The following is a 25544-nucleotide window of genomic DNA, read 5'->3' as shown; positions in this document are numbered from 1 at the left end:
GGCCCGTGGGGCCCGGCCTCACGCCGCCGCGCTCACGGGTCGACCGGCAACCCGCTCGGCACCGTGAGCGGGATCAGGTGCGAGAAGTCCGGCCCTGCGTCGTCGCTGAGCGATCCGAGGAACGCCACCAGGTAGTCGACCGTCCACCAGCCGCTCACGTCGACGTCGGCCAGGATCGGGTCGACGCCCTCGGCGATGATCGCCGCGCGGTTCTCGAGGAATTGCGAGTGCATCGCCACCTCGTCGACGCTGTCGGTGATGTCGTAGTCGAGCAGCGCGTCCTCCGGATCGGAGTAGTGGCGGATGAAGTCCTTGATGTCGTTGTAGTGGCTCTGCCGGCCCCAGGGCCCGGTGTACATCACGTTGCGCAGCGGCGGGGTGCGCCAGGCGTACTTGTCGTCGGGGTCGCCGGAGATCCGCATGCGGCCGAAGTCGTCGAGCCCGCCCGGGCCGTCGCCGCCGGGGACCGTGCCGCCGGGGCCGAACTGCGGCGCCAGCGTCTTGTGGAAGTCCTCGTCCGTGAACGCGTTCCCGGCGTGGCAGGCCGTGCAGTTGCCGCGGTCCTCGTCGAGGAAGTGGCGCGCGCCGGTCAGCTGCGAGTTGGTGAGCGCGTTGTTGTCGGGCGGGATCAGGCAGCCCGTGTCGGGGTCGTAGCGACCGACGAAGCGGTCCCACGGCGTGTCGTTGGAGAAGAACGCGCGGAACTCGTAGGCCGCGATCGCGTTACCGGCGTAGCCGAAGTGCATGTCCGCGAAATCGACGCCCGGATAGGCCGCCTCGAACATGTCGACGTACTCGGGGATCGCACCGAGCCGATCCATCATCATGCCCCACGCGCAGACGACGAAGTTGAACGGCGGGTTGTCGAGCGCGCACGCGGTCGTGAAGTCGTTCTCGTTGGGGAAGCCGAGCATCTCCTGGTCGGTCACCTCGGGCATCATCGCCTGCCCGGCCGCCACCAGCATGTCGGGGTCGAACGCGTCGTCCTGCCAGTCGAACGGGATGAACGGCCCGCCGAGGGGGATCACGTAGCCGTCGGGGTTCAGCGGCACCTTGTGGTCGACCGTCAGGCCGGTCTGCAGCTTGTGCAGGTTCCACAGCGGCTGCGTCGTGCGCCCGCCGACCACCGCGCCGACGCGGGAGGGCCCGATCCCGACCCCGCGGATGCCACGATTCATCGTCAGGTGGTCGGTCGTGGCGAGTCGCGGATGGTGGCACGTCGAGCACGAGACGTCCATGTTGCCGCTCAGGATCTTGTCGTAGAACAGCGCCTCGCCGAGCTCGAACAGCTCGTCCGACACCGGGGGCGGCAGCTCGAGCGGCTCGATGCCGTTCTCCGCGATCAGCGCGCGGACCTGCTGGATCAGCTGCCCCCGCGACGAGCCGGTGAGCGCACTGTCCAGCGTCTCGGGATCCACGTCCACTTCGCCGGATCGCACGCTCGGCGCCTCCTTCACCGCGTCGGCGTCGCACGCCGTCGCAATGACCATCGACACTCCCAGAACCGACATGACTCGATGCTTCATCTGATCCTCCCAGGCAGGAAATCGACGCCGGTCAGGTTGTCTGTAAAGACCATACGTCGAGGTTCGTTTGTCCGGCGAGATCCCACCCGTCCGTGAGTGAACGCTCGCGTATCGCCATGCACCACGGATTCGCTTCACTCCAGCCTTCTCGGTACCGCGACAGTCGCCGACCTCCTGCGCGTGCCAACAACCGCCGCACGAATGCCACGGCCACCCGAGCGAGCTGGCTCTCCATTGTGCACAAGCCACCGCTCCGGTCAAGCCGGGAGCAGCGAGAAACGTCGATTTCAGCGACTGTCCACATTGTACCCCCGCGGCCTTCATCGCGCCCTCACGTGCGCCCTGAGGTCATGGCTCGCGCCCGCACACCCCGGCGTGCCCGTACTGCGCAGACACCATCTCCGACGGACAGCCGGAGTTCATCCAGGTTCACGCCGCGTCAGCTCGCGCCTTTGCCGCTCAGATCTTCGTGACGGTCACCGAGCGGATGCTGCACCGGCTGGGCTGCGTCGAGTCGGAGTCGAACACGAAATTGTAGCCCCACCTGCCGACGAATTGTGGGTCGTCGATCTCTTGGGCGGCGACCGCCCACCCGTCGCCCTCGGAGATCGTGCCACTCGCCGGTCGACTTGTGGCCGCCCACCGATTCGCACTCGCGGCTGAAGCCGGCCGACTCGGCGCCGCTGCGGCGCAGCACCGCCTCGATGCGGATCGGCGCCGTATCGCAGGACAGCAAATTGGCGCCGACCGTGAACGACCGGGCAGGTCGTCCGCAGCTGTCCCGCGCCGGCTCGCTCGCGATCTCGCTCACCTCGGTGAATTCGCCCTGAGAGCAAGAGACGAGGCGGAGGGCAATTGCGTGCGGCGTCGACATGACGGCGATGGTGCCCCGGGCATCGCGCCTCCGCCACCGTCGACGATCGCGGATTCATCGTCGGCCCGCCGACAGATGCCACGAATCGCGGCGATTCGGGACCGACACCCGGGCGAGCTCACGTCATTGTCGCCGCCTCGAGGCTCGCGCGCCCCGCGATGAGGCCCCACGACCACCAGCGTGCGCCCGAAGCGAGCCGTCGCGCAGCCACCGATTGCCCGCGCACTCCCGGCGCGCGAGCGATCCCCCCGAGACGCTCCTGTCCTCCGAGACATGTGACCTACGACGCCGCGCGCCGCCGCATCAATGTACATACCAGCAGCACCAGCGCCCCGGTGGCGGAGATGACCGGCGCCGCGAGGATCGTGCGCAGGCCGGCGTGGCGGTCGCAGAGCTCGAGCGCGCGGCGCAACATCGTCGTGGTACCTCCGAGATCGCGGCGGTCGCCGACCCCGAGACGATCGCGTCCGCGTCGCCTGGGGCGACGCCCTCGACAGAGCGTTCACTCACGGCGCGACGACATGCCCTGAAATTTATCGGCACCGGTCTCACGCGACCGCACGCGGTCGACGACCCCGCCGCGACCGCTCGAGCGTGTCGCTCCCCGCCGCCGCCGCGAGCGATGTCCCCGGGGCACCGGTTGCGAATGCGCGCGCCCCCCTCGTACCCTCGCGGCCATGCGTGCCCACGTCCTCGTCCTCACGCTCGCCGCCTGCGGCCCCTCACCCGCGCCGGGCGGCGCGACCCGGCAACCGACGCCCCCCGCGGCCCCGCCGGCCGCCGGCGCCGACGCGCTCGAGACCAGCGCCGGCCGCGTGGAGATCCATCCGGTGCAGCACGGCACGGTCCGCTTCACCGTCGGCGACAAGGTCGTGTGGGTCGACCCGTGGTCGAAGGCCGACCTCTCGGGGCCCAAGGCCGACCTCGTGCTGATCACGGACATTCACCCCGATCATTACGACGAGGCCGGCCTGGCCGCGGTGCGCAAGGACGACGCGCTCGTGGTCGCCCCGCCGGTCGTCGCCGAGAAGGTCGCCGGCGCCGTCGCCCTCGCCAACGGCGAATCGCGCGACCTCGGGTTCGTCCGCGTCGAGGCGATCCCGATGTACAACCTGAAGCGCGGCCCCGAGGAGGGCAAGCTGTTCCACGACAAGGGCCGCGGCAACGGCTACGTGCTCACGATCGGCGACCGCCGGATCTACCTCTCCGGCGACACCGAGTGCACGCCGGAGATGAAGGCCCTGCGCGACATCGACGTCGCGTTCGTGTGCATGAACCTGCCGTATACGATGACCCCGGCCGAGGCCGCCGAGTGCGTGGCCGCGTTCAAGCCGAAGGTCCTCTACCCCTATCACTACCGCGATTCGAACCTCGACGAGCTCGACGGCGCCCTGGCCGGCAGCGGCGTCGAGGTCCGACGCCGCGACTGGTATTGATCACGAGCTGCTTCATCGAGCATGTCCTCATGGACCTGCCCGACAGGACAGCCCGCGCTCACTCGCAGACGACCCCGTCCCCGTCGGCGTCGCGGTAGTACGCGTACTCGGGATCGACACCCCGGCGGTACGGCCCGGCCCCGTGGGCCTTGGCCTGCTTGCAAGTGCCGTAGTCCGGATCGGCGCCGCGCGGCCGCTCGGCGGCCGGCTCCGGCGGCGCGTCGGCCGGCTCCGCCCGGGCGTGGGGCTTCGCGCGGGTCGTGGCCTCGATCGGCGCGTCGATCGGCGCCGTGCCCTCGGGCGCCACCTCGTCCGGGCAATCTCGCAGCACCTCCGTCATCGTCGCGTGCTCGTCCTCGGTGATCCACAGCCCGTACTTCGCCTTCACCGCGATCTGCCGGGCCACGTACGCGCAGCGGTAGGCCGGATTGGGCGGCAACCACAGCGCCGCGTTGCTGCCGCCCTTGGCGCGATTGGCCGAGGCCGCGACCGCGAGCAGATTGAGCGGATCGTTGGCCAGCGCGATCCGACGCGACGGCTGCCACGCCGCCGCGCCGGTGGCCCAGGCGTCGCCAAGCGAGACCACATGATCGATGTCGACCTGGGCCCCGCCGCCGCGCTCGAACTCGATGTCCTTGTCGGTGTACGGATCGGCGAGGCGCCCGGCCGTGACCACGCACGGGCGCTTGCCCGGCTCGAGCCGCACGTCGCGCAGGTCGCGGCGCAGGATGTCGTCGCGCGTGTCGCAGCCGTTCTTGTCGACGTCGGCCCACGCGTGCCCGAACTGCTCGCGCGCGTAGCCCTTCCGGGCGTCGCGCGGCCGCACCGCGAGGGTCGCCAGCAGCGGCGCCGCGAGCCGTGAGCCCGTGGCGGGAGCGCTCGCCGGCTCACTCCGCGGTTCGTCCCGAGGCCGCACCGTGCTCGGCGGCGCGGCCTCGATCGCTTGCTCACCCGTCCCGGGGATGCAGCCGCTCGACGCAGCGGCGAACGACACGACGACGCAGGAGACGAGCAGGCGAACGCGGCCGGGCTGCATGCGGGCGACGATCCTCGCAAGCCCGCGATCGGCCGTCCAGACGCTCCTTACACGCGAATTCGCGCCACCACTCCCGCGCGACGAGCGAACGCGCGCGACACCTTCGCCCTGCGCCTCGTCGAAGGTACATCGCCCGGCTCGGATCGACACTGGCCCGGCGGTCATGTCCTGAAGTACATATGATTCGCCGTCGCCGCCCTTTTAATAGAACTGCGATAGACTCGCGGCGTGGATCTGCCGGAGATCCTCGCCGCCCTGACGCTCTCGCTCGCGCCACCCGCGGCGACCGACGGCCTGCTGCGGTGGGACGCACCGGCCGCGTGCCCCTCGCGCGACGCGCTCGCCGGGGCCGTCGCCGCCGATCTCGGCCGCTCGCTCACCCCCGCCGACGCCGAGGCCGTGACCGCCCGCGCCACCGCGCGACGCCGCCGCGATCGCCGGTGGGAGCTCGCGCTGACGATCGAGCCGCAGGACGCCCCCGCCGTCACACGCAGCGTCGTCGCCGATTCGTGTGAGCTGCTGGTCGACGCCGCCGCGCTGATGATCGCCGTCGCCATCGACCCCGACCTCCTCGCCGGGCCGGTCCTCGCCGCCGAGCCCACCTCGCGCGACCCCGGCGACATCCCGCTCGCCGTGCCCGTGCTCCGCGAGGCCCGCGACGGCCCACCGCCGCGCTCACCACCTCGCTCGCCCGCGCCCCGCGTCCCGCCGCCTGCGTCGCTGCGCATGGCGGTGAGCCTCGCCGCCGGCCTCGATGTCGGCGCCCTGCCGCGCCCCACCGCCGGCTTCCTGCTGCGCCTCGGCTTGCTCGCTCGCCGCGTGCGCGCCGAGGTCGGCGCCGGTCACTGGCTCGAGCAACCTGCCCGCGTCGCGGGCACCGGCGGCGGCGGCGACCTGCGCCTCACGGCAGCCCAGCTCGGCGTCTGTCCGCGCTTCGCCCTCCGCAAGGTCGAGCTGCCGTTGTGCGCCGGCCTCGAGCTGGGAGCGATGCGCGGCGCGGGCGTCGGCGTCGTCACGCCCACCGTCGATCGCGTGTTCTGGCTGGCCGCTCTGGCCGACGCTCGCGTGCAATGGGTGCCGGTGCCCCGGCTCGCGCTCGGCCTGCAGCTCGGCGTCGCCGTCCCGCTGCTGGCCGCGCGCTTCCGTCTGCGCGGCCAGGACACGGATGTCCATCGCGCGGCCCCCGTCGCGTTCCGCGGCCTGTTCGCGCTCGAGCTGCGGTTCTTCTGACCGCCCCGCGACTCGTCGCTGCGCACCGGCGCGGTTCCATCAATACAGCGGAACGCGCCGCATCGCGCACGACGCGCCTCTTGACTCCTGGCGCGGGTTCGCCCGCCGTCGTCTCCCTGTTTTTTGTCTGACAGAACCTGGCCCCTCGTTGCATGACCGGAGCATCCCGCCGGTCCTCGTCCCATCGGCCGCCCTCGGCGACCCCGACACGCGCGCGCACGCCAGCCCGCGCGCCGCCGCCTTGCCCGCGATCGCCGAGCTGTTCCGCGATCACTACGAGTTCGTGTGGCGCCTGACCGGCCGCCTCGGCGTGCCCGCGGCCGTCGTCGACGACGCCGTGCAGGACGTGTTCGTCGTCCTGCATCAACGCCGCGACGAGTTCGACGTCCGTGGCTCCGTGCGCGCGCTGCTCTACGGCATCACGCGACGGATCGCCCGCCGCTATCGCCAGCGCGCCGCGCGGCACCTCGAGCTCGTGGTCGAGCCCGAGCCCGCCGGTTCCTGCCCCGAGGAGGAGCTCGCGCGCCGCCAGGCCGCCGCCGTCGTCCGCGGCGCCCTCGACGCCATGGACGAGGACAAGCGAATGGCCTTCGTGCTGTCCGACATCGAGGGCATGCCCATGCCGGAGGTCGCCGAGTGCCTCGAGATCAACCTCAACACCGCGTATTCGCGGGTCCGGGCCGCGCGCCAATTGTTGCAGAAGGCGATCGCCCGCCACCACGCGCGCGCCGCGAGGAGGACCCCGTGATCGAACCACTCGACGACGAGCTCCGCGAGTACGCCGCTGCCCTGCGCGCCGTCGATCGGCCGAGCGCGGCCACCCGCGCCGCCACCTGGGCCGCCATCGACGCCCGGCTCGCACCTCCGGCCGCCCCGCCCCGGCGCCCCCGCACGACCTGGGCCCTCGCAGCCATGGCCGCAGCGCTCCTGCTGTGCGTCGGCCTGGCCGCCGCGACCGCCTGGCGCGGACGCACGGCCAGCCACGTCGAGGCGGAGCATCAAGCCCCCGGCGAGTCCGCCCCGCAGCCGCTCGCGCCGCGCGAAACGACCGCGCCCTCGATCCAGGCCTCGCCGGCGCTCGACCCATCGATCACCGACGCTCCCGCCGCCGCGCTCGATCCACCGCCGACGATCGACGCATCGCCTCCCATCATTGCCCCGAAGGTGGTCCAATCATCACACCGCGACGCCGGCCCGCGGCGGAGACCGCGGCCGGATGCCGATCCGTCGCTGCGGCCCGAGGAGGTCGCCTCGTTCCAGCGCGCCCAGGCGGCCCTCGCCGCAGGCCGCCACGAGGACGCGCTCGCGGCCCTCGACGCGCACGGCCGTCGCTTCCCCGGCGGCGTGTTCGAGGAGGAGCGCCAGGTCTCGCGGGCGACCGCGCTGTGCAAGCTCGGCGACCGCGAGGCCGCGAGCGCCGCGCGGCAGAAGTTCCTGCGCGAGCGTCCGAGCTCGCACCTCGCCGAACGCATGCGCCAGATCTGCCGCGAGATCGAGTGACAGATCGGGCGGCGTGCCTGCATCTCGAGGTTACCCATGACGCTCCATAAGTCTGTCCTTTCGACCATCTTCCTGTCCGCCCTCGTCACGCTGGCGCTCGGCGCCTGCGAACAGAAGCCCGGCGACCTCGGCGAGCTGACCGACGGCGACGAGGCCCTGTGCGGCGACGGCGTCGTCGATCCCGGCGAGCAGTGCGACGACGGCAATGTCATATACATGATCGAAATCAGCCCCTATGGCTCGAATTCGAGATTTCATGTCTCTTAGGCCAGGGCGTTAAACACCCTTGCGCCGGTTCGTTTTTGGATCGATTTGGTTGTGGGTCTGGAGGCTAGCCATGCTCACGAACACGCAAGCGCGCGAGGCCAAGCCGCGCGAAGTCAAGTACGAGATCACCTGCGACTCCCTGCCCGGATTCGTTCTGCGGGTGCTTCCGAGTGGCAAGAAGGTGTTCTTCGCCAGGTACCGCGACCCGGCCAACAAGGACCATCGGCACCGGCTCGGGCTCCTGACCCCGGCGTTTGGAGCTGATGAGGCGCGCAAGATCGCAATGGTCGTCCTGGCACAGCAGGGCCCTGGCGCGAGCGTCGGCGCTCCGAAAGCCGCCGGGCCGACGTCCGAGACCGCGCTGTCGAGTGGCTCGAAGGCGCCCACGATCCGCGAGTTCGCCAGGCGCTTCGAACAGGATCATGTCGACATGTACCTCAAGCCACGTACGGCCGAGAAGTACCGCAGGGTGCTACGCCTGTATGTCCTTCCCGAGTTCGGCAGCAAGCGGATGGACGACATCACACCGGCCGACGTCCAGCGGGCGCACAACAAGCTCAAGCCGATGCCGTGTGCCGCCAATTACATGCGCTGCGTGCTCAGCGTGATGTATTCGAAGTGGGAGCTGTGGGATCGGACGGCGTACCGGAACCCGGCAACCGCGGTGCAGCGATTCGAAGAGAGGGAGGTCGAGCGCTTCCTGACCCCCGAGGAGCGGCAGGCGCTCGAGCGCGTGCTGACGGCGGCCGAGAAGATCCGATCCGGCAAGCCGGGGCACATCGGCCGCGAGGCGATCTGGGGCGTGCGGCTGCTGATGCTCACCGGCATGCGGCGCGACGAGATCCGCGACCTGCGCTGGGAGCAGGTCGCATGGCGCCAGAAGATGCTGCGCCTGCCCGACTCCAAGGGCGGCAAGCGCGACGTCATCGTCGCCGACGAGGTGATGGCGCTGCTCGGGGCGATCGCGGCGGCGAAGGGGAACCCCAAGCGCGGCCTGGTCGTCTGCTCGAAGAACGGCAAGAAGCTGTACAGCCTGGACCGGAGCTGGGCCAACGCGCGCAAGCTGGCGGGTATCCCCGACGTGCGCCTGCACGACCTCCGGCACTCGGTCGCCAGCGACGCGATCATGAACGGCGTGCCGCTCGAGGTGGTCGGCAAGATGCTCGGCCACAAGAACTACCGGACGACCCAGCGCTACGCGCACATCGCCGACTACGTGCTGCGCGACGCGGTCAACCTGACGAGCAAGGTGATCGTCCGCGCCGGCCGCTCCGGCGCGAAGGCGAAGCCGCCGAAGGGGTCGCCGACCCGCCCGCGCTCCCGGTAGCGCCGCCCTGCGCGCCCGGCGGTGAGCCCGTCCGGACCCCGGCAGGCGGCCCAGCGCGGGGTGCAATTCGGTTAGAGTGGCGTCCCGTCTCATGAACGATCGCGCTCAGGCCATCCGCGACGCCCTCGCTCATCTCCCGCCCGCGCGCCTGGAGCGGCGCATAAGGGCGACCGCCGAGGCTCGCGCGCTCCTGGGCGAGCGGCTCGGTCGCCTCGACGAGACTGCGCTGCGTCGCGTGCTCGAGCTGTTCAACCAGGACGTCAGCAACGGGCGCGAGGTCCAGGGCCGTTTCGCCACCGGCCTCGTCGGTCGCAACGCTAACCTCCTCGTCGGCAGCCTCGACAACGTCAACGAGATCGTACCCCAGTTGTGGCGCGCCGATGACGCGTGGTTGGCTGCCAACCTCGTCGCGCTGCGACGCGGCGGCCGGCTCCCCGGTGGCGGCTGGTTGTTCCTGTCGATGGTGCTCCACGTCCGCGAGTCTGGGCGTTTCGTCCCGCGCAGTACCTCAATGGCGCACGGGCTCGCCGCGCTCGAGGGCAAGCCCGTGCTCGCGTTGCAGACCGGAGCGGACTATCTCGAGTACTGCCGTCGCGTCCATGCGCTGCTCGTCGCGCACCATATCGATCCGCACGGCGCCGATGTCTTGCTGATCAGCGGGTTTCGTCTCGCGCGGGCCGCTGGCGCGGCCGCGTCAGTCGACGAGGACGAGCTTGACGGCCCCGTGCCGACGCTGCCGGCCCCTGCTGCCGGGGCGCCTGGCCCGGCCGACGTTGTTCCCGCATCGCTGAACTTCCTCCCAAGCCCCTCCGGGCGGGCCCCATCCTCACCCCTGCGAAGCATCATCGAAATTGCCTTCGAGCGCGAGCCTGCGGCCCCTTCGCCGCGGTCCGTCCATGTGGCACCCACCTCCCTGGCTTCCACGCTTCCGAGCGTCGAGGTCCGAAGCCAGCCAACGCCCATGCCCGTCACCCCGGCGTCTTTTGGCTGGCTGCACCTGACCGATCTTCACCAAGGGATGAGCGGCACGAGCTGGTTATGGCCCAACGTGAAGGACAAGATGTTTGCCGACCTCGAGCGCCTGGCGGAGCACACGGGTCGCTGGGACGTCGTGTTCTTCACCGGCGATCTCACACAGCGCGGGGAGCCGGAGGAGTTCGATCAACTCGACCGAACCTTGGAGCAGTTGTGGAGATGCCTTGATCGGCTTGGATCGCAGCCGCAGCTCGTCGCAGTGCCCGGCAACCACGATCTAACCCGCCCGCCTCGCTTCGACCCGATCGTGCTCGCGCTCGAGCAGTGGCATCGCAACCACGACCTGCGCGATCACGTCCTCAACAACCACGACAACCCGTACCTCGCCGGCCTGCGGACTGCCTTCGGGGCCTACAGCGCATGGGCAGCTCGTCGTCGGTGGACGACCGCAACCAGCCTCAGTGGGCTCTTGCCCGGCGACGTCGCGTTGTCGCTGCGCGTCGGTGGCGTCGATGTCGGTGTCGTCGGCCTCAACTCCGCATTCTTGCAGCTCGCCGAGGGAGATTTCTTTGAGCGAATGGACGTGGATCCACGCCAGCTTCATGAGGTCTGCGGGCACGACGCCCCCGCGTGGCTGAGGCGCCACGACGTCAATTTCCTACTGACGCACCATCCGCCCACCTGGCTACATCCCCGCGCCAGACAGGAATTCTCCGCTGAGATCGATATTCCAGGCCGCTTCGCCGCGCATCTGTTCGGCCACATGCACGAGGGCACCTCCACCGCGATCAGCATCGGCGGCGCACCCGAACGGCGTGCCCTGCAAGGCGCCTCGCTGTTCGGTCTTGAGCAGTACAAGGACCGGGAAGGCCGCCAACTCAAGCGGATCCACGGCTACAGCGCAGGTCGAATCGAACTGCTCGGGACGAACGCGAGCCTGCGTTTCTTCCCGCGCCGGATGCTCGACAACTACCTCGGGCGTCGTATCAACCGCGACCAGGACCACTACGATCTCGACGACTCTGGGGCGGTCACCTACGTCGTACCGGTGACGCGTCGGACTCGCTGATCCGCGTCGTCGCCTCATTCCGAGAGACTTGTTCTCGGCCGTGGGGCTGGCTAACTCTGGGTGCTGGCGGCGAGCGCGAGCCGAGTGGCGAGCGTGGTCGCCAACTGCGGCGCTCCACCGAAACGACTTCGCACGCGTCGTGCTCGCGCGACTCGCGGTACGTCGGCGGGCTCGATCGGCACTGCGGCGTCGGGGCCATTTGGCTCGCTGGCGGCATTCTGAGGAACAGCCGGCTCGCGCGGTCGGAGCTGGATGCCCGTCGTGGGCAGCTCGCTGGCGGCGCCCTGGCGGATGGTGGGCTCGCTGGCGACCTGCTGGGGGATGGCCGGCTCCCATGGTTCCAACTTGATGTCTGTGCGCGTGACGGGCGAAGTTGGAGGGGTCGTGCTGCGGCGGCGCCGGCGGCTCTCACCCTCCTGTCGCGGCCGCTCGACACGGCGGATCCCCATGAGGTTTGGCCCCGAGAAGGTGGTCGCAGCGATGAACGTGCCCGCGTCCGTTTCCACCTTGATCGTCGGTGGGGTCGCAGGTGGCGCGGGAGCTGCCCACCAGCCCGGCGTTGTCGCCTTGTGCGCGCTCGGTTCCGCCTTGGGAGCGGTCGAGCTCGCGGTGGGCTCCTTCGGCGTCCTCGCCTTGTCCTCCCACCACGGGCCTTCCTTGTTGGCCGCCGGCTCTTCGCGGCTGCTGAATAGATCGTCGTCCACGATCCCCCAGAAGATGCCGCGCAGGATCGCCCATATCACCTTTAGCAGCTTCACGACGACGCACCGTAGCACGCCTCGGCGAGCGTCAATACGCGGCCCGAAGGAATTTATCCGTGCGCGCCACTGGACCATCTTCGCGGCCGGGCGCGGAGTCGGCCGAATTGCTGGCCCTTAAAATATCACCGCCATTTCTGGTGCTGTCCCTTTGGACATCATCACATGCCCTTTAGGACATCACATTGTGCAGCATTGCGCGTCCTCACGCTCAATTCTGTGCCCCCAAGTTCGGGCGTGCGCGGTTCGGAGCAATAAGAGGCCCGAAACGCTGCCGCTGGCGCGCCACTGGACCATCTTCGCGGCCGGGCGCGGAGTCGGCCGAATTGCTGGCCTTTAAAATATCACCGGCATTTCTTGTGCTGTCCCTTGGGACATCACAGACATCAGGTCCGGATATCAGGTTGTGCAGTGTTGCGCATCCGGGCCGGCCGCCCGGCTCAACGAGACTCGGGGCGAGGCAGGCGCGAGCACGCGAGGCGGCGGAACGCAGGCGTCGTCGCTCATTTCCGGCCCCCAGCAGCTCGGCACCGTGGAGCACCCGTGCTCACTCCTTCGCCCCTGTTGTTGACGCTGCGGGCGCCTCGCCGCCGTCGCCCCACCGCTCGCGCACGAGGCCCTCGATCTCGTGCAGCGCGTAGAACCTGCGGGCCTCGACGATGAACTTCGCCCGCTCGAGCGCCTCGGCCGGCCAGCGCGAGCGCACGCCGGTCTTGCCGTCCGAGAAGATCGTCGGCGCCGGCAGCAGGCCGCGTTTGACCCACAGGTTGAGCGATTGCCGCGACACGCCGGTGACGGCGATCAGCTCCTCGTTGGTGACGAACTTCGGGCGCGCCATCAGCTCAGGTCTCCGGCTCCTTCTTCTTCCGGCCCCGCTTCGCGCGGGTGTCCGCGCGCCGCGCCTTGTCCTCCTCGGTCGGCGGGCCCCACTTCTCGGCGATCATCGCGGCGATTTCCGGCAGGGTGTGCATCTCGGCACGTTTCTGCATCACGAAGCGCGCCCGCTCGAGCGACTCGAACGGCCAGCGCGCCTTGATGCCGCGGCTCCCGTCTGACACGACCTCCGGCGCGGGCAGCAGGCCCTTGTCGGCCCAGTCGTACATGGTCGCGCTCGTGAGCCCGGTGACCCTCACGAGGTCATCCGTGGTGGCAATTTTCGGCAACGGCTTGGTCCGGGGCACCACCCGAGCCTAACCGGTCCTTTCGATAGCTGCCATGGCGCCAGGGCCCCAGCTGTGGGCGCCCTTGGGACTTGGGTCGAATTCGCGCACGGCATGCGCGAAAACAGACGTTGCTGGTTGTTTTTATCAATTATAGAAAGGCCACCGGTAGAGACGCCACGATGGACGCTCACTTTGCTTCCCCGCCAGCGCCACCCGCATCCCGACCGCCAGCCCGCTCGGGGCAGGAGTTTCTGGCGGCGAGCACCGTGCGCCGCGCGGCGCGCCTCGCCGAGATCCGCCGCGACGAGGAGCTCGTCGCCGAAGCCCTGGTCGACGCGCTTCGCCGGGTGATCGCCGTCAAGACGCCGCGGACCCCGGAGCAGATCCGGGCGGAGCTCGACGCCGCCGTCAGGCGGAGCGACGAGGCGCAGCGGGCCCTCAACGTCGCGCGGATCAGTCTGCGGGCTCGCCGTAACACCCTCTACGCCGACTCGGCGCCGCTGCCGGCGTCGATCGCTGCGTATCGCCACCGCGGCAACTACCGCGGCGCGTTCGGCTCGATGTCCGAGCTCGGAAACTGTCTCCGCAGCGCCCTCGGCATCGTCTCGGGCCTCACGATCGCCGACCGCACGGCCATCGCGCGCAACCTCCACCTGCACGGCGACATCTGGACCCTCGAGCACCAGGGCGCCGTCCACGTGTTCGGTCGGCCGGGTAGCGGCGCCGATCTCATTCTCGCAAGTGAGCGGCCGGCGCCCGACGCCCTCGCTCCACGGGAGGCGCCGGCCTCCTGATCCTCGCCGCGCCTCTTGCAGGCGCTTGACGGCGGACGCCCGCCGAACTTGCCCGCGCTGAAAATGCGCTCGCACGAGCGCCACAGGAGAGGTGTGCCTTGAGACGTGGAACCCTTTATCGGGCCGCTACTGCCCTGCTGCTTTCGTTTGCCTGCAACCAGGAGACCGCCCACGCGCCGCCGGAATCGCCGCCACCGCTGGCCGCCGATCCGCCGTCGTCCACGCCGCCCGACACCGAGGCGTCGACGGGCCATGCGTGCCGCGTCGACGCCGACTGTGGCGCGCGCCGCTTCTGCGAGCTGCGGATCTGCGTCGACGGCTGTTCCAGCGACGGCGAGTGCGGGGACGGATCGAGCTGCGATCCCCACGGCCGCTGCGCGGCGGGTGAGGAATCGGCCCCGCTCGTCGGCGTGCCGGTGCTGGTCGAGCGCTTCACCATCCTCGCGTTCGGCGAGACCCAGGCGCGCACCGTCCTCCGCAACGATGGGCCCGATCCGCTCGCCTACCGCCTCACGACCGCCAGCCCGGCGCTCACCATCGACACTGAGCCGGCCGAGCTTGCGGCCGGCGAAACCGTCGAGTTGACGGCCGAGGTCAACCTCGCCGCGATGTCGGCGGAAGATCGGATGCTGCCGGTCCAGATCCTCACCAGCGGCGGCGCGATCCTGTGGTCGATCGAGATCGAGGCCGCGCCCGATTCCGGCCGCTTCCGTGGCGCGCTCGCCTTCGACGCCGGCGGCTTCAGTCTCGGCGGCAGCGACCTCATCCTCGATCTCGATTTCCGCGACGACGGCACCATCGCCGGCCGGGTCGACACCGACGCGAGCCTCCTGTGGCCGCTACCCTTCGCGCTCACCGGCACGTGGACGCCGGCGGGCGACATCTCGATCACGATCCGCGACCGATTGCCGGCGGACAACTGGCGCAGCAGCCCGATCGCGCGCGAGCTGGGGCGCGAGCTCGTCCTCACCGGAACGCGCAACGGCGACGGCCTGGAGGGCACCCTCGTCGAGTCGATCACGGGCCTGCAAGACGCTCCCGTGCAGGTCGGCGGCGCCTTCACGTTGCGCCGACACGGGCCGCTGACGGGGCTCGTCCACGCCGCCGAGAACGTCCCGGGCGACGCATTCGCACCCGCCTGGCTCGCGCCGCCTGGCCTCGACGCCGACGCATGCGACGGCCTCGGCACCGCCTACGGCACGCCCGACACGCTCGCGGAGCCCGGCCCGGCATGCGAGGCCTGTGCGGGCGGAAGCTGCTCGCCGGAGGATAAGCTCGAGTGCGGCGGGGACCTCCGGGCCTCGGCCTACAACCTCCCGAGCGTCCTCGCGGCGCTGAGCGGCGGCGCGGAGGTCAAACCGCCGAGCATCTGGACCTGGGACGCTTGCACAGCGTCGTCGCCCATCTACGACGACGGCGTCACGTGCCTGGACATCGCCGCGCTTCGCTGCGCTCACGCGCTCATCCGTCGCGGCAGCGTCGAGCTCGGAGGTGCGTGGGGCGAGGCGATCGGCAAGTCCAGCGCGCTCTTTGCCGCGGATGAGGCGCAGGCTGCCGCGCTGCTCGCCACGGAGGCGCAGGTCGACGCCGCCTTCGCCTACAAGGACGCCATCGGCGAGCCGGTGTCCGACGTCCTGGCGCGCGAGCTCGACATCCTCGCCGACGATCGCGCGCGCCTCGCCGCCGCGCTCGCGCCCCTCCTCGCGCCCGCCTATGCCCTGAGCCTCGCGTCGATCGACGAGGAATTTCCCGACGCCCCGACCGCGCGCGCTCACCTCGCGCCCCTCGACCTCGTCGCCGCCTTCGCGCGAACCACGAACCAGTGGTCCCGCCTCGCTCGCCGGGCCGGTACGAGCCTCGCCGATGCCCGCGCCGCCGTCCGCCTCGCCACGATCGCTACCCACGCCGCCAGCGTCGAGCTGCACGCGCGGCTGCACGACAACCCCGACGCCGCGCTCGGCCTCCACGCGCTTGGGCAGGCACTCGAGTCGCTCGCAACAGCCCACGCCGAGCTCGCCCCCGAGACCTCGTTCGGCTATCCGACCGCCTACGTCCCGCTCGCGCTCGGGCCACAGGACATCGCGCAGCACCGCAGCAACTTCGAGGCCGTCCACGCACTCGCTGCGGACGACCTCGCGCAGCTCGAACAGGTCGCCGAGGACGCGTGGCAGGCGGTCCGCGACTACGAGCAGAAGACGCACGCGCTCCAGACGACCGCGTTCCAGATCGAGGCGGAGTACGACGGCAAGCTGCGTGCGCTCTGCGGCAGCCTGCCCGGTGAGACTGCGCCGGCACTGGAGCACTGCGGAGAGCACGGCGGCCAGATCGCCGACCTCAAATCCGCGGTGCTCGCCGCGGGTCTGCGGATCAGACACGCCGGCCAGGCGGTCGAGAACAACCTCCACGCGATCGCGGTCGAGGAGGAGCGGTTCGGGAAGGAAGTCGCGCTCGCCCTGGACCTTCAGGCCGAGATCGAAGCGGCGCAGGGCGAGATCTTCAAGGTGCAGGACGCCGCCGGCGAGCAGCGAGCCGCGCTTGCGCAGGCGGAGGCCACTGCAGAATGCACCCGCGTCCGCGAGAACGCCCAGGCCGAGGGTGAGGTGCTTATCGGCGACTGCATGCAGCAGATCGGCTCAAGCCTGTTTTCCGGGCCGTCCATCTTCGGCAACGCCTTGCCGAACCCGGTCGCGCTCGCGGGCGCCGTCGTCTCGTGCGAGGCGAACGCGAACAGCCTCACCACGCGCACGGACAACCAGTGCGAAAGCATCCTCGGGCAGGCGGGCCTCGACGAGGCGCGCGACGAACTCGCGCGCAACGAGCAGCAGGAGATCACGGCGATCAACGCCGAGATCGACGCGGCCATCCGCGCGAGCGACCTGGAGGTCCGGCGGGCGGCGTCGGTGGCGCTCATCAAGAACATCCGGGCCGAGGGCCTCCTGCTGCAGATCGAGGTCGAGGAGGCGGAGCTCGCCCGCGCCGCCGCGATCACGGCCATGTGGAGCGCCTACCAGGAGGTCGGCGCGCTCGTGCAGGAGAAGACGCGCGCGGTCGGCCTCATGCTCGAGGACAACCCGGACAACGCGCTGACGCGCCCGCATTTCCTACAGGCGCGCCTGGAGGCCGCCCGCCGCGTCCTTCCGGTCCGCGAGCAGACGATGCGCCGCGCCTACCTCGCGCTGCGCGCCCTCGAATACGAGCTGAACCAGGACCTGCCGACCCTGCGCGAAAGCCTCGCCGCCGCGCGCTCGCCCGCCGACTTCGACGCCCTGCTTGTGTGCCTCGACAGCATCTACGAGGACTATCGGCTGGAGCACGGCTTCGGCCAGCCCTACGTCACCGAGGTCAGCCTGCGCTCGGACATCTTCGGCATCACGCTCGACGTGCCGGATCTGAACGGCTCCGTGGTCACGCCGGGCGAACAATTCGCCGCGCTGCTGCGCGACCCACTGCACCGTCAGCCGGACGGCGCCGTCGCGTTGCCGTTCGCGCTCTCCGCCTTCGAGCACACGCTGTTCTCGCCGGCGCTCTGCGACGACCGGATCGAGGAGATCGAGGCCAAGCTCGTCGGCGACTACCTCGGCGACCGCGAGGCCGAAATCTGGCTCACGCGACAGGGCCTCGCTGGCGTCCGCCGCTGCGACGGCGCGGACCTGCCGTCCTGGTCGGCCTACGTGCCCTACAGCTTTGAGCGCGAGCAGGTCGTGATCCAGGCCGGCGTCGGCGAGTGGGGCACCGCTGGCGGGAACGCGGGTTACGCGGGTTGGCCCGTCCATGGCGAGCAGTGGACGCTCACGATCCCGCCGGCCGACAAGGCGCCCGCGAACCGCGACCTCAACCTCCGCCACCTCGCCGACGTGGTGCTGCGCCTGCACCACCGCGCCGGCTCGATCGCCCCCGCGGGCCAAGGCACGTTCACGCCGAGCTGCGGCAACTGAGGGGTTCATGCGCATCCACAGCATCATCCCCGCGCGCGAGCTGGAGCCCGGGCTCGCGACCATCGTGGTCCGAATTCCCGGCCAACCGACGCTCCGCAGCCGCGCCGTCATGGTGCAGCACCACGACTACGGTGCTGTGCAGGTGGCGTTCGCCTCCGGCCACATCCTGAGTCTGAGCGACCGGACGATGGTCGGACGGATCGTGAACTGCACCATCCGGACGTCGCGGCGCGACACCTCGGAGCGAGGCACTCGATGACGCCGGAAGCTCCGGACGATCATCCGCTCGCCGGCATCGACCGATGCATCGCCGGCGTAGTGCGCCTGATCAACCTGGCCGAGACGCAGGACCGGGCGCCCTTCGAGCGGATCTGGTGGTCGCTCCGCGGCATGAAGCGCGGCGTGGTGGCCGCGCTGACCAGCATCCTGAACCACGAGCGCCGGCTATCCCCGACCGGCGCGGCCCTGCTCCGCACGTACCTCGAAGAGGAGCACGCGGCCATGTACCGGCACGCGGCACGGAGCGGGCTCGTGCCGCGCGTCGGGGACGCGACGAAGCCTCGATTGTTGGCCAAGCCAGCGCTCCGCTTCCACCGGGGCGCCGCGACGCGGTCTACCGCCGCGCCAGACTCATCCACCGATTCATCTCCACCCCCCGAGCTCGGAACGACCCTGACGACGCTCATGGGCCTCTGATTCCGGTCCCCACATTCCCGTGAGGTTCACATGTCTCTGCGAACAGGTCCCATCTTGGTCGCGCTCGCGCTCACCGCGGGCACCGCCCGCGCCGACACCAGCGCGACCCTCGCCACCGCCATCAATCTCCCGAAGGGCCCGGCCTCGATCGAAGGCTTCGGCCAGGGCTACGACGTGAGCCCCGCGAGCGGCCTTCCGTCGTTGTCTTACCCGCTCGAGGTCCCGCTCGGCCGCGCGGGCCTTCAGCCTGAGCTCGCGCTGCACTACAGCGCCGGTGAAGGCGCGGGCGTGCTGGGGCTCGGCTGGTCGCTCGGGCTGCCGGCGATCGAGCGCTCGCTGCGGACCGGCATCCCCCGCTACGACGTCTCGGACGCGTGGGTTCTCCGCGGCCTCGGGGGCGGCGAGGAGCTCGTCGAGGTGGCGCCAGGCGTCTACCGCGAGCGGATCGAACAGGGGGCGCCCGTCGTCGTCCGCGCGCTGCCGGGCGGGGCGATGTCCGCCGTCAGCACGGACGGCACCGGCTATCTGTTCGGCCTCGCGGACGACGCGCGCCTCAGCGGCAACGCCGGCGACTTCCACCTCGAGCTCTCCGCCATCACGGACGTCCACGGCAACCGCCTCGATTTCCACTACACGCGCGAGCCCGGCTCCACCGCGCCGCTGCTCGCCGCGATCACCTACAACGACGGCCGCGCCGCCGTCCGCTTCGTCTACGAGACGCGCACGGACGTCGTCCGCACGCGCGCGCCAGGCTTCGCGGTCGAGCTGCGCCACAGGCTCCGCACGATCGTCACCGAGGTCGACGGCGCGCCGGTTCGCACCACGACGCTCACCTACGAGCAGACCGTCATGAACCCGGCGAGCGTGCTCGTCAGGATCGACACCGCCGCGAGTGACGGCACCGCACTGCCGCCCTGGCATCTCCGCTATGGCGGCGCGCTCGACAATCCGCGCGAGACAGCGATCGCCGAGGCGCCCGCGCTCGATCCCACCGCAGACGGTCGTGCCTGGGTCGACATCGACGGCGACGCGTTGCCCGACCTGCTTGACACGACGCTCGACGGCTGGCGCTACCGGAAGGGCCGGGGGGCCGCGCTCGCACCCAACTGGACCGCCGTCCCGACGCCGGCCGTCACGCTCACCACAACCGCGCGCTTCGCCGACCTCACGGGCGACGGGATCGAGGATCTCCTCGCGCAACCCGGCGAGGGCGAGCTGTGGGCGTTCACTGGCGGCGGCATCCCGTTCGGCAAGGCCGCGCCGATCGCCCTCGACGTCGGCTTCGACCTCACCGCGCCGAACGTCACGCTCGTCGATCTCAACCTGGACAGCCGCGTCGACGTGCTGCGGCATGACGATGCGGACGGCTGGATCTGGATCCGCCACCATGACGCGCCCGGCTACCTCCCGGCCGAGCCGGTTCCCCCGCCGCCGGCCGGCATGCGTCTCGGTGATCCGGGCATGCAGGTCGCCGACCTCGACGGTGATCGGCTGCCCGATCTCGTGCGCGTCCTGCCGAGCGAGAGCCGCGTTCTCGTCGCTGCGGGGGAGGGCCTCGGCCTGTTCGCCGAGCCGGTCGATCTCGCGGGCGTGCCGCCGATGGCAGAGGGCCAGCGCTGGGAATTCGGCGACCTCAACGGCGACGGCGCCGCCGACCTCGTGCGGATCGGCGGCGCGTCGCTCGACCTCTACACCTATCAGCACGACGGCTCCGTGGCCCCTGCCGCAAGCGTCGCCTGGCCCGACCTCGAAGCCGACGAGGTCGTCCTCCTGAGCGACGTGGACGCGAGCGGGACGGTCGACGTGCTCCGCGTCGATATCGACGGCTCGCAGCCGTGGCGGGCGTGGTCGTTCGCCGAGCAGCCGGGCCTCCTCGCCGAGCTGAGCACCGGCCTCGGCTACCGCCGCGAGTTCACGTATGCGTCGGCCGCCGCGCTCGCCGACGCCGACGCCGACACCGGCGACGCCTGGACGTCGACGCCGCCGACCGCGCTGCCGGTGCTGACGCGATCGCGCGAGACCGACGAGCACACGTCCTGGTCGCACACCGCGGAGCACCACGTGCGCGACGGCTGGTTCGACGCGGACCGCGGCGAATTCCGCGGCTTCGCCGAGCTGCGCGAGACCAGCGTCGGCGACACCTTCAGCGAGACCGCGACCACCACGACCCGCTACGACCTCGGCCAGACGGACGAGGCCCGCAAGCTCCAGCTTCTCCGCAGCGAGACCGCGAGCCCGCGCGGCGTACTCGTCCGCGAGTCGCACACGATCGAGGTCGAGAACCCTGCGCCGGGTGTGCTCGCCGCCCGCCGCGTCGCCACCGACACGGATCACGTGGAGGCCGGGCCCGACGCAGCCGCCGTCCGGGTTCGCACCGAGTGGGATTATGACGCGTGGGGAAATGTCCTCGAGGAACGGGCCCTCGGTCGCGTCGACGCGAAATCGGGCGCAGACCTACCCGGCGACGAGCGAATCACGACCTACGTCTACGCCGAGCCCGCCGCTGACGATGCACCGCGCGACCGCGTCGCCGAGCAAGTGATCAGCGACGGCGACGGCGCACAGATCACCGCGACCCGGACCTACTACGACGGACCGCCGGAACAAGGCGTCCCGCTCGGCCAGCTCGACGCCCGCGGCGTCGTCGCTCGAGTCGAGACCTGGCTCGCCGGCGACACCTGGGTCCCGACGCTGCGTCAGTCAGTCGACGCGCGCGGCAACATCACGCGGATCCGCGACGCCGAGGACGGCACGCTGGAGCGCCACTTCGACGACGACGGCCTGTTCCCGATCGAGGAGCGTCTCCAGCTCGCCAGCGCCGACGATCTGGTGACGACGGCGACCTGGGACGCGCGAACGGGGCATCCCCTCGTCGTCACCGCGCCTAACGGCGCCATGACGCGCGCCGAGTACGACGGCCTCGGCCGCCTGGTCGCGGAGATCGAGCCCGGCGACACGCCCGAGCTGCCGACGACGCGCTACCGCTACTACCTCGACGGCACCGCCGCGCGCCCGTCCATCGTCACCGAGCTGCGTCGCGTGAGTGGCGAAGTGGCAGTCGAACTCGCCGTCAGCCACCTCGACAGCCTCGGCCGCGCGGTCGCCGAGGTGACCCAAGACGACGCCGGCACCGGCGCCATCTTGCGGGCCGCGCGGCGCTACAGCGCCGCCGGCCATGTCGCCGAGCTGCTCGTCGGCCAGGTGCTCCCCGCCGCCACGCTCATGCCCGGCGTACAGGTGACGCTCGCCGGCGCCTGGCCCCGCAGCGTCACGCATCACGACGCGCTCGGCCGTGTCGCCTGGACGCGCGACGCAGACGGCTACGAGTCCGCGACGACTTACAGCCCGCTCGCGCTGGAACGCCGCGATCACGAGGACCTGCACCCCGCGCCGCCGTACACCGACGCGCCGGAGCGCACGCAGCACGACGGCCTCGGCCGAATAGCGAGTATCACGAGCCGCCTCGCGGGCCGCGACATCACTCACCGCTACCAGCATGACGCCGCCGATCGCCTGGTCGAGCACATCGACCCCGAGGGCCATGCGACCACCTACCGCTACGACGGCGGCGGTCGCCTGGAAGCCATCGACTCGCCCGACGCGGGCGACGTAATCCAGCGCTTCGACGCGACCGGCCGGCTCGTCGAACGGATCGACGCCACCGGCGCGCGCGTCACGTGGTCGTTCGATCCGCTCGGCCGGCTGCTCCATGAGCAGGCGTTCGATCCCGCCGGCGCGCAGGTTAGCGACGTCCGTCGCACCTACGATCGCGGCGGCCAGCTCGTCGCGGTCGACGACGACGCCGGCCGCGTCGAATTCACCCACGACGCCCGCGGCCGGGTGATCCGCGCGACCCGTCGTTTCGACGGTCCACGCGCCCCGGTCACTCTCTCGACCGCCCAGCTCTACGACGCCCAGGACCGGCCGCTCCGCGACGTGTACCCGGACGGCAGCACCCTCGATCACGCCTACACCGCGCGCGGCCTCGAAGTGCCCGGGCTCTTCGCCACCGCTGCGGACTACGACGCACTCGCCCGCTGGCGACGCCTCACCCTCGCACCCGGCGTGATGCTGACGCGCGAGCTCGACACGACCGGCCGCGTCCTCGGCCAGCGCGCCAAGGGTGACGCCGCGCTACTCGACCTCGTGCATCGCTACGACGTTGCGGGCCAGCTCGCTGAGACCCGGGACCACCTCGCCGCGGAGAATTTCTCCCTCGCGCAGACCTACGTCTACGACGACCTGCACCGCCTGGTCGCCAGCAAAGCACACGGCGTGACCCACCGCTGGCGCTACAGCGACGACGGCAACCTCCTCGAGCACGATGGCCGCCTCCTCGGGTACGACGACGCGCGCCCGCACGCCGCGATCGAGCTCGACGGCCAGCACCTCGCCTACGACGACGCCGGCCAGCTCGCCGAGGTCACAGGCGCAGGCCCGCTCGCCGGCGGCGCGTGGCATTTCGACCCGCACGGCCGCGTGCAGTCGTTCGTCGCGGGCGACGGTCGCCGCGTCGAACACGTCTACAGCTACACCGGAGAGCGCGCCGTCCGCCGCGAATACGACGCGCGTGGCCAGCTCGCCCACGAGACGCTCTACGTCACCCCGAACGTCGAGGTCCGCGACGGCCAGCTCGTCCGCTGGGTTCACTTCGCCGGCGAGCGGATCGCCGAGAGCGCCGTGCCGATGCCGAGCGGCTGCTACCCCGAGCTCGACGCCCCAACCGTGGCGGCGGTCCACACGCCCCGCACCGCCCCCGCGGCGCTCCTGCTGGCGCTCCTGTTGCTGCTCGCGTTCGCGTGGCGCCTCGGCCGCCAGCAGGGCTCGACCGGAACAGTTCCGGTTTTCCCGCGGCCCATCGCAGCAGCGCTCGCCATCGCCGGTCTCGCGGGCGCACTGAGCTGCCGCCATCACGACGACGCCGCGCGCCAGCTCGTCCCCGACGAGCACACCCGCTACCACGTTGCCGATCGCCTCGGCTCTGCCGCCCTGGTGCTCGACCACGAGGGTCGCCCGCTCGCCCGCGACGCCGCCGACCCCTACGGCGCGGCTCGACTGGCCTGGCGCACCGACGACAGCGCCGCGGGACCCACCTACCGCTTCACTGGCAAGGAAGACGACCCGCTGAGCGGCGCCATCGCCATCGGCGCCCGGCACTACCTGCCCGAGCTCGGCCGCTGGGCGAGCCCGGACCCCTACCACCTGCTCAACCCCGCGGCTCGGCTGGAGGAGCCCGGCGAGCGCAACCTCTACCGCTACGCCGCGAACAACCCGATCGGCAAGGTCGACCCGACCGGCCACGGCTGGGTCACCTGGATCATCAAGGGCGCAAAAGCGACGTTCAAGGCCGCCTACAAGGGCTACGACAAGGTCGACGAGTTCAGCGGCGTCGTCGACGACGCTCTGACGATCGCCAGCGCCGAGGCCGGCATCGGCGCCCGCGTCCTGTCCGCCCTCTCGCTCGCCAGCGAGGCCTTGCCCGTCAGCGCGGGCGACATCAAGGGCGCCTACCGCTGGGCCCGCGGCGCCGACCGCGTCGTCGACGCGGCGGCCTCGGCAAAGGCACAACGCGAGGCCGTAAAGCGGTTCGATGAGCTCCGCAGCGGTGTCAAGGCTGGTACCTCTGGCGGTCCGCGGGCGAGCAAGAAATTCACGCCGAAGGGGAAAGAAGAGATCCGAGCCGAGAACCGCGCGCGGTATGATGGCGTTGAGACGTGCGAGAAGTGCAAGACGCCTCTCGTGCCCGGACAGCGGCACACGGCGAACGTCACCCCCCCGGGGAACGAACGGCAACACGACCACGTCATCCCCAAGGTCCGCGGCGGTGACGGGTCGCCCACCAACGGGCAGCTCCTCTGCGGTACGTGCAACCGTGCGAAAGGAACAAAGATCGAATGAGCGAGCGCATGGTCAAGGTGTTGTTCTACCCGGACGACCAGTCTCCAGAGAGCCTGTGGGCCGAAGATCTGGGCGATGGTCAGTACAAGCTGCGCAACTCCCCGTGGTTCATGTACGGGGTCAGCTTCGAGGATGTCGTCCGTGCTCGTCCGGCGGCGGATGGGATGCTGGAGTTCGTCGAGGTCGTTCAGCCCAGCGGTTCATCCACGTTCCGGCTCATGCTCCGCGAGGACACCGATCCGGCGATGTTTGAACGTTACTGGAAGCCTTTGCAGGCGCTCGGATGCACCTGGGAGCAGGCAAAAAAACGACTCTACGCGGTGGACGCTCCACGAGGTGCTGACCTCGAGCGAGTTGCCGATCTCTTGGAGAAGGGCGGCGCCGATGGAGTCTGGGATTGGGAGACCGGCTGTTGGCGCGCGGACCACGACGCGGCGCAAGCCAACGCGCGACAAGCTCGTCGCTTTATCGAGGATTCGTCCCGCGACTTGGACTCGAGCCCCGAGCGGTTCCTCACCGTGCGGCATGCCGCCGGGCCTACAACGGCGGGCCAATGCCCCGTCATCTTTCGGCTGGTGCCCGACGAGGACGGCTATCCCGACTTTCAGCGCGAGAGCCTGTGGGCGATCCCTCGCGCGGATGGCACGTACCAAATCGCCAACATCCCCTTTTACAGCTACGACGCGGCTCGTGGCGACATCGTCTCCGTGAAGGAAGGGGACGGCGAGCTGTTCTTTGACGCGCTACTCCACGAATCCGGCAACAGCGTGATCCGCATCATCGTGAAAAGTGCGGAGAACGTCGACAACGTCCGGCGCATGCTCGAGGAACTAGGGTGCGACACCGAGGCGTTGGGTCGGCTCGTCGCGGTCAACATTCCCGCGCACGTGGACTACGGACCACTTCGCGACCGCCTGGTCGCCGGAGAACAGCAAGAGCGCTGGGGCTTCGAGGAGGCCGTTCTATGCCACGGGGGCGGTCGGTGACGCCGTTTGGCCCCCAAGACGCCAAGGCTTGGCGATGCCCTCGACGCGCGCTAGGCTGGACTGTGCCTTCCGCG

Annotated in this window: 20 protein-coding genes; 13 read left to right on the top strand and 7 right to left on the bottom strand. The window is 70.6% G+C overall.

Annotated elements, in window-relative coordinates:
* Positions 1-32 precede the first annotated feature (32 nt).
* The 3 genes from K7C98_RS37205 to K7C98_RS44210 form a co-directional block, all read right to left on the bottom strand.
* Positions 33-1511 carry a cytochrome-c peroxidase gene (locus K7C98_RS37205; RefSeq protein WP_224196640.1) on the bottom strand — a complete coding sequence of 493 codons (1479 nt, stop codon included), beginning with the start codon at positions 1509-1511 and terminating at the stop codon, positions 33-35.
* Positions 1512-1965: 454 nt separating this feature from the next.
* Positions 1966-2400 (bottom strand): hypothetical protein, encoded by a 435-nt coding sequence (locus K7C98_RS37200; RefSeq protein WP_224196639.1) that lies wholly within the window; start codon positions 2398-2400, stop codon positions 1966-1968.
* A 280-nt stretch (positions 2401-2680) separates the two neighbouring features.
* On the bottom strand, positions 2681-2815 hold the full coding sequence (locus tag K7C98_RS44210) for a hypothetical protein (protein ID WP_263430176.1): 135 nt from the start codon (positions 2813-2815) through the stop codon (positions 2681-2683).
* Between the two features lie 262 nt (positions 2816-3077).
* On the opposite strand from K7C98_RS44210, the gene K7C98_RS37195 reads away from it, so the two are divergent.
* Positions 3078-3836: an MBL fold metallo-hydrolase gene (locus tag K7C98_RS37195; protein WP_224196638.1), complete on the top strand. Its 759-nt coding sequence runs from the start codon at positions 3078-3080 to the stop codon at positions 3834-3836.
* A 58-nt stretch (positions 3837-3894) separates the two neighbouring features.
* Here the strand turns inward: K7C98_RS37195 and K7C98_RS37190 are convergent, their stop codons facing one another.
* The gene (locus K7C98_RS37190) at positions 3895-4872 is read right to left on the bottom strand and encodes a GmrSD restriction endonuclease domain-containing protein (RefSeq protein ID WP_224196637.1); all 978 of its coding nucleotides are present in this window, start codon (positions 4870-4872) and stop codon (positions 3895-3897) included.
* A 228-nt stretch (positions 4873-5100) separates the two neighbouring features.
* On the opposite strand from K7C98_RS37190, the gene K7C98_RS37185 reads away from it, so the two are divergent.
* The 6 genes from K7C98_RS37185 (at position 5101) to K7C98_RS37160 (ending at position 11240) form a co-directional block, all read left to right on the top strand.
* A complete protein-coding gene (locus tag K7C98_RS37185) occupies positions 5101-6102 on the top strand; it encodes a hypothetical protein (RefSeq protein ID WP_224196636.1) in 1002 nt (333 codons plus the stop codon).
* A 148-nt stretch (positions 6103-6250) separates the two neighbouring features.
* Positions 6251-6850 carry an RNA polymerase sigma factor gene (locus tag K7C98_RS37180; RefSeq protein WP_224196635.1) on the top strand — a complete coding sequence of 200 codons (600 nt, stop codon included), beginning with the start codon at positions 6251-6253 and terminating at the stop codon, positions 6848-6850.
* Positions 6847-7602 (top strand): tetratricopeptide repeat protein, encoded by a 756-nt coding sequence (locus tag K7C98_RS37175; RefSeq protein ID WP_224196634.1) that lies wholly within the window; start codon positions 6847-6849, stop codon positions 7600-7602. Before K7C98_RS37180 ends, K7C98_RS37175 begins: the two co-directional genes overlap by 4 nt.
* Positions 7603-7638: 36 nt before the next feature.
* Positions 7639-7869: a hypothetical protein gene (locus K7C98_RS37170; protein WP_224196633.1), complete on the top strand. Its 231-nt coding sequence runs from the start codon at positions 7639-7641 to the stop codon at positions 7867-7869.
* 70 nt (positions 7870-7939) lie between these two features.
* Entirely contained in the window at positions 7940-9196 is a 1257-nt protein-coding gene (locus K7C98_RS37165; RefSeq protein WP_224196632.1) for a site-specific integrase, read from the top strand.
* Positions 9197-9287: 91 nt separating this feature from the next.
* Complete coding sequence (locus tag K7C98_RS37160; protein ID WP_224196631.1) at positions 9288-11240, top strand: metallophosphoesterase family protein; 1953 nt, start codon at positions 9288-9290, stop codon at positions 11238-11240.
* A gap of 50 nt (positions 11241-11290) precedes the next feature.
* Here the strand turns inward: K7C98_RS37160 and K7C98_RS37155 are convergent, their stop codons facing one another.
* From K7C98_RS37155 to K7C98_RS37145, 3 genes are all read right to left on the bottom strand, one after another.
* Entirely contained in the window at positions 11291-11998 is a 708-nt protein-coding gene (locus K7C98_RS37155; protein ID WP_224196630.1) for a hypothetical protein, read from the bottom strand.
* Between the two features lie 547 nt (positions 11999-12545).
* On the bottom strand, positions 12546-12836 hold the full coding sequence (locus K7C98_RS37150; protein WP_224196629.1) for a hypothetical protein: 291 nt from the start codon (positions 12834-12836) through the stop codon (positions 12546-12548).
* 4 nt (positions 12837-12840) lie between these two features.
* Positions 12841-13179 (bottom strand): MerR family transcriptional regulator, encoded by a 339-nt coding sequence (locus K7C98_RS37145; protein ID WP_224196628.1) that lies wholly within the window; start codon positions 13177-13179, stop codon positions 12841-12843.
* Between the two features lie 161 nt (positions 13180-13340).
* Here K7C98_RS37145 and K7C98_RS37140 point away from each other — a divergent pair, with 161 nt between their 5' ends.
* The 6 genes from K7C98_RS37140 to K7C98_RS37115 all read left to right on the top strand — a co-directional run bounded on the left by K7C98_RS37140 (position 13341) and on the right by K7C98_RS37115 (position 25470).
* A complete protein-coding gene (locus K7C98_RS37140) occupies positions 13341-13955 on the top strand; it encodes a hypothetical protein (RefSeq protein WP_224196627.1) in 615 nt (204 codons plus the stop codon).
* A gap of 98 nt (positions 13956-14053) precedes the next feature.
* Positions 14054-17890, top strand: coding sequence for a dickkopf-related protein (locus tag K7C98_RS37135; RefSeq protein ID WP_224196626.1), 3837 nt, complete (start codon positions 14054-14056; stop codon positions 17888-17890).
* A 7-nt stretch (positions 17891-17897) separates the two neighbouring features.
* Complete coding sequence (locus K7C98_RS37130) at positions 17898-18149, top strand: hypothetical protein (RefSeq protein WP_224196625.1); 252 nt, start codon at positions 17898-17900, stop codon at positions 18147-18149.
* Positions 18146-18586 (top strand): hypothetical protein, encoded by a 441-nt coding sequence (locus K7C98_RS37125; RefSeq protein ID WP_224196624.1) that lies wholly within the window; start codon positions 18146-18148, stop codon positions 18584-18586. The genes K7C98_RS37130 and K7C98_RS37125 overlap by 4 nt, the downstream gene beginning before the upstream one ends.
* Positions 18587-18616: 30 nt before the next feature.
* Entirely contained in the window at positions 18617-24484 is a 5868-nt protein-coding gene (locus K7C98_RS37120; protein ID WP_224196623.1) for an RHS repeat-associated core domain-containing protein, read from the top strand.
* A gap of 8 nt (positions 24485-24492) precedes the next feature.
* Positions 24493-25470, top strand: coding sequence for a DUF4265 domain-containing protein (locus K7C98_RS37115; protein ID WP_224196622.1), 978 nt, complete (start codon positions 24493-24495; stop codon positions 25468-25470).
* Positions 25471-25544 lie beyond the last annotated feature (74 nt).

This window comes from Nannocystis pusilla (assembly GCF_020073745.1).
GTDB lineage: Bacteria > Myxococcota_A > Polyangia > Nannocystales > Nannocystaceae > Nannocystis > Nannocystis radixulma.
Note: the sequence above shows the minus strand (reverse complement) of the source record. Positions and strands in the feature narration are given on the sequence as shown.

What these genes read in the sequence shown, in the direction of transcription:
- K7C98_RS37140 (WP_224196627.1), top strand. Translation starts at nt 13,341, where the DNA reads ATGGACGCTCACTTTGCTTCCCCGCCAGCGCCACCCGCATCCCGACCG.
- K7C98_RS37170 (WP_224196633.1), top strand. Translation starts at nt 7,639, where the DNA reads ATGACGCTCCATAAGTCTGTCCTTTCGACCATCTTCCTGTCCGCCCTC.
- K7C98_RS37200 (WP_224196639.1), bottom strand. Translation starts at nt 2,400, where the DNA reads ATGTCGACGCCGCACGCAATTGCCCTCCGCCTCGTCTCTTGCTCTCAG.
- K7C98_RS37160 (WP_224196631.1), top strand. Translation starts at nt 9,288, where the DNA reads ATGAACGATCGCGCTCAGGCCATCCGCGACGCCCTCGCTCATCTCCCG.
- K7C98_RS44210 (WP_263430176.1), bottom strand. Translation starts at nt 2,815, where the DNA reads ATGTTGCGCCGCGCGCTCGAGCTCTGCGACCGCCACGCCGGCCTGCGC.
- K7C98_RS37165 (WP_224196632.1), top strand. Translation starts at nt 7,940, where the DNA reads ATGCTCACGAACACGCAAGCGCGCGAGGCCAAGCCGCGCGAAGTCAAG.
- K7C98_RS37115 (WP_224196622.1), top strand. Translation starts at nt 24,493, where the DNA reads ATGGTCAAGGTGTTGTTCTACCCGGACGACCAGTCTCCAGAGAGCCTG.
- K7C98_RS37195 (WP_224196638.1), top strand. Translation starts at nt 3,078, where the DNA reads ATGCGTGCCCACGTCCTCGTCCTCACGCTCGCCGCCTGCGGCCCCTCA.
- K7C98_RS37130 (WP_224196625.1), top strand. Translation starts at nt 17,898, where the DNA reads ATGCGCATCCACAGCATCATCCCCGCGCGCGAGCTGGAGCCCGGGCTC.
- K7C98_RS37150 (WP_224196629.1), bottom strand. Translation starts at nt 12,836, where the DNA reads ATGGCGCGCCCGAAGTTCGTCACCAACGAGGAGCTGATCGCCGTCACC.
- K7C98_RS37120 (WP_224196623.1), top strand. Translation starts at nt 18,617, where the DNA reads ATGTCTCTGCGAACAGGTCCCATCTTGGTCGCGCTCGCGCTCACCGCG.
- K7C98_RS37190 (WP_224196637.1), bottom strand. Translation starts at nt 4,872, where the DNA reads ATGCAGCCCGGCCGCGTTCGCCTGCTCGTCTCCTGCGTCGTCGTGTCG.
- K7C98_RS37205 (WP_224196640.1), bottom strand. Translation starts at nt 1,511, where the DNA reads ATGTCGGTTCTGGGAGTGTCGATGGTCATTGCGACGGCGTGCGACGCC.
- K7C98_RS37125 (WP_224196624.1), top strand. Translation starts at nt 18,146, where the DNA reads ATGACGCCGGAAGCTCCGGACGATCATCCGCTCGCCGGCATCGACCGA.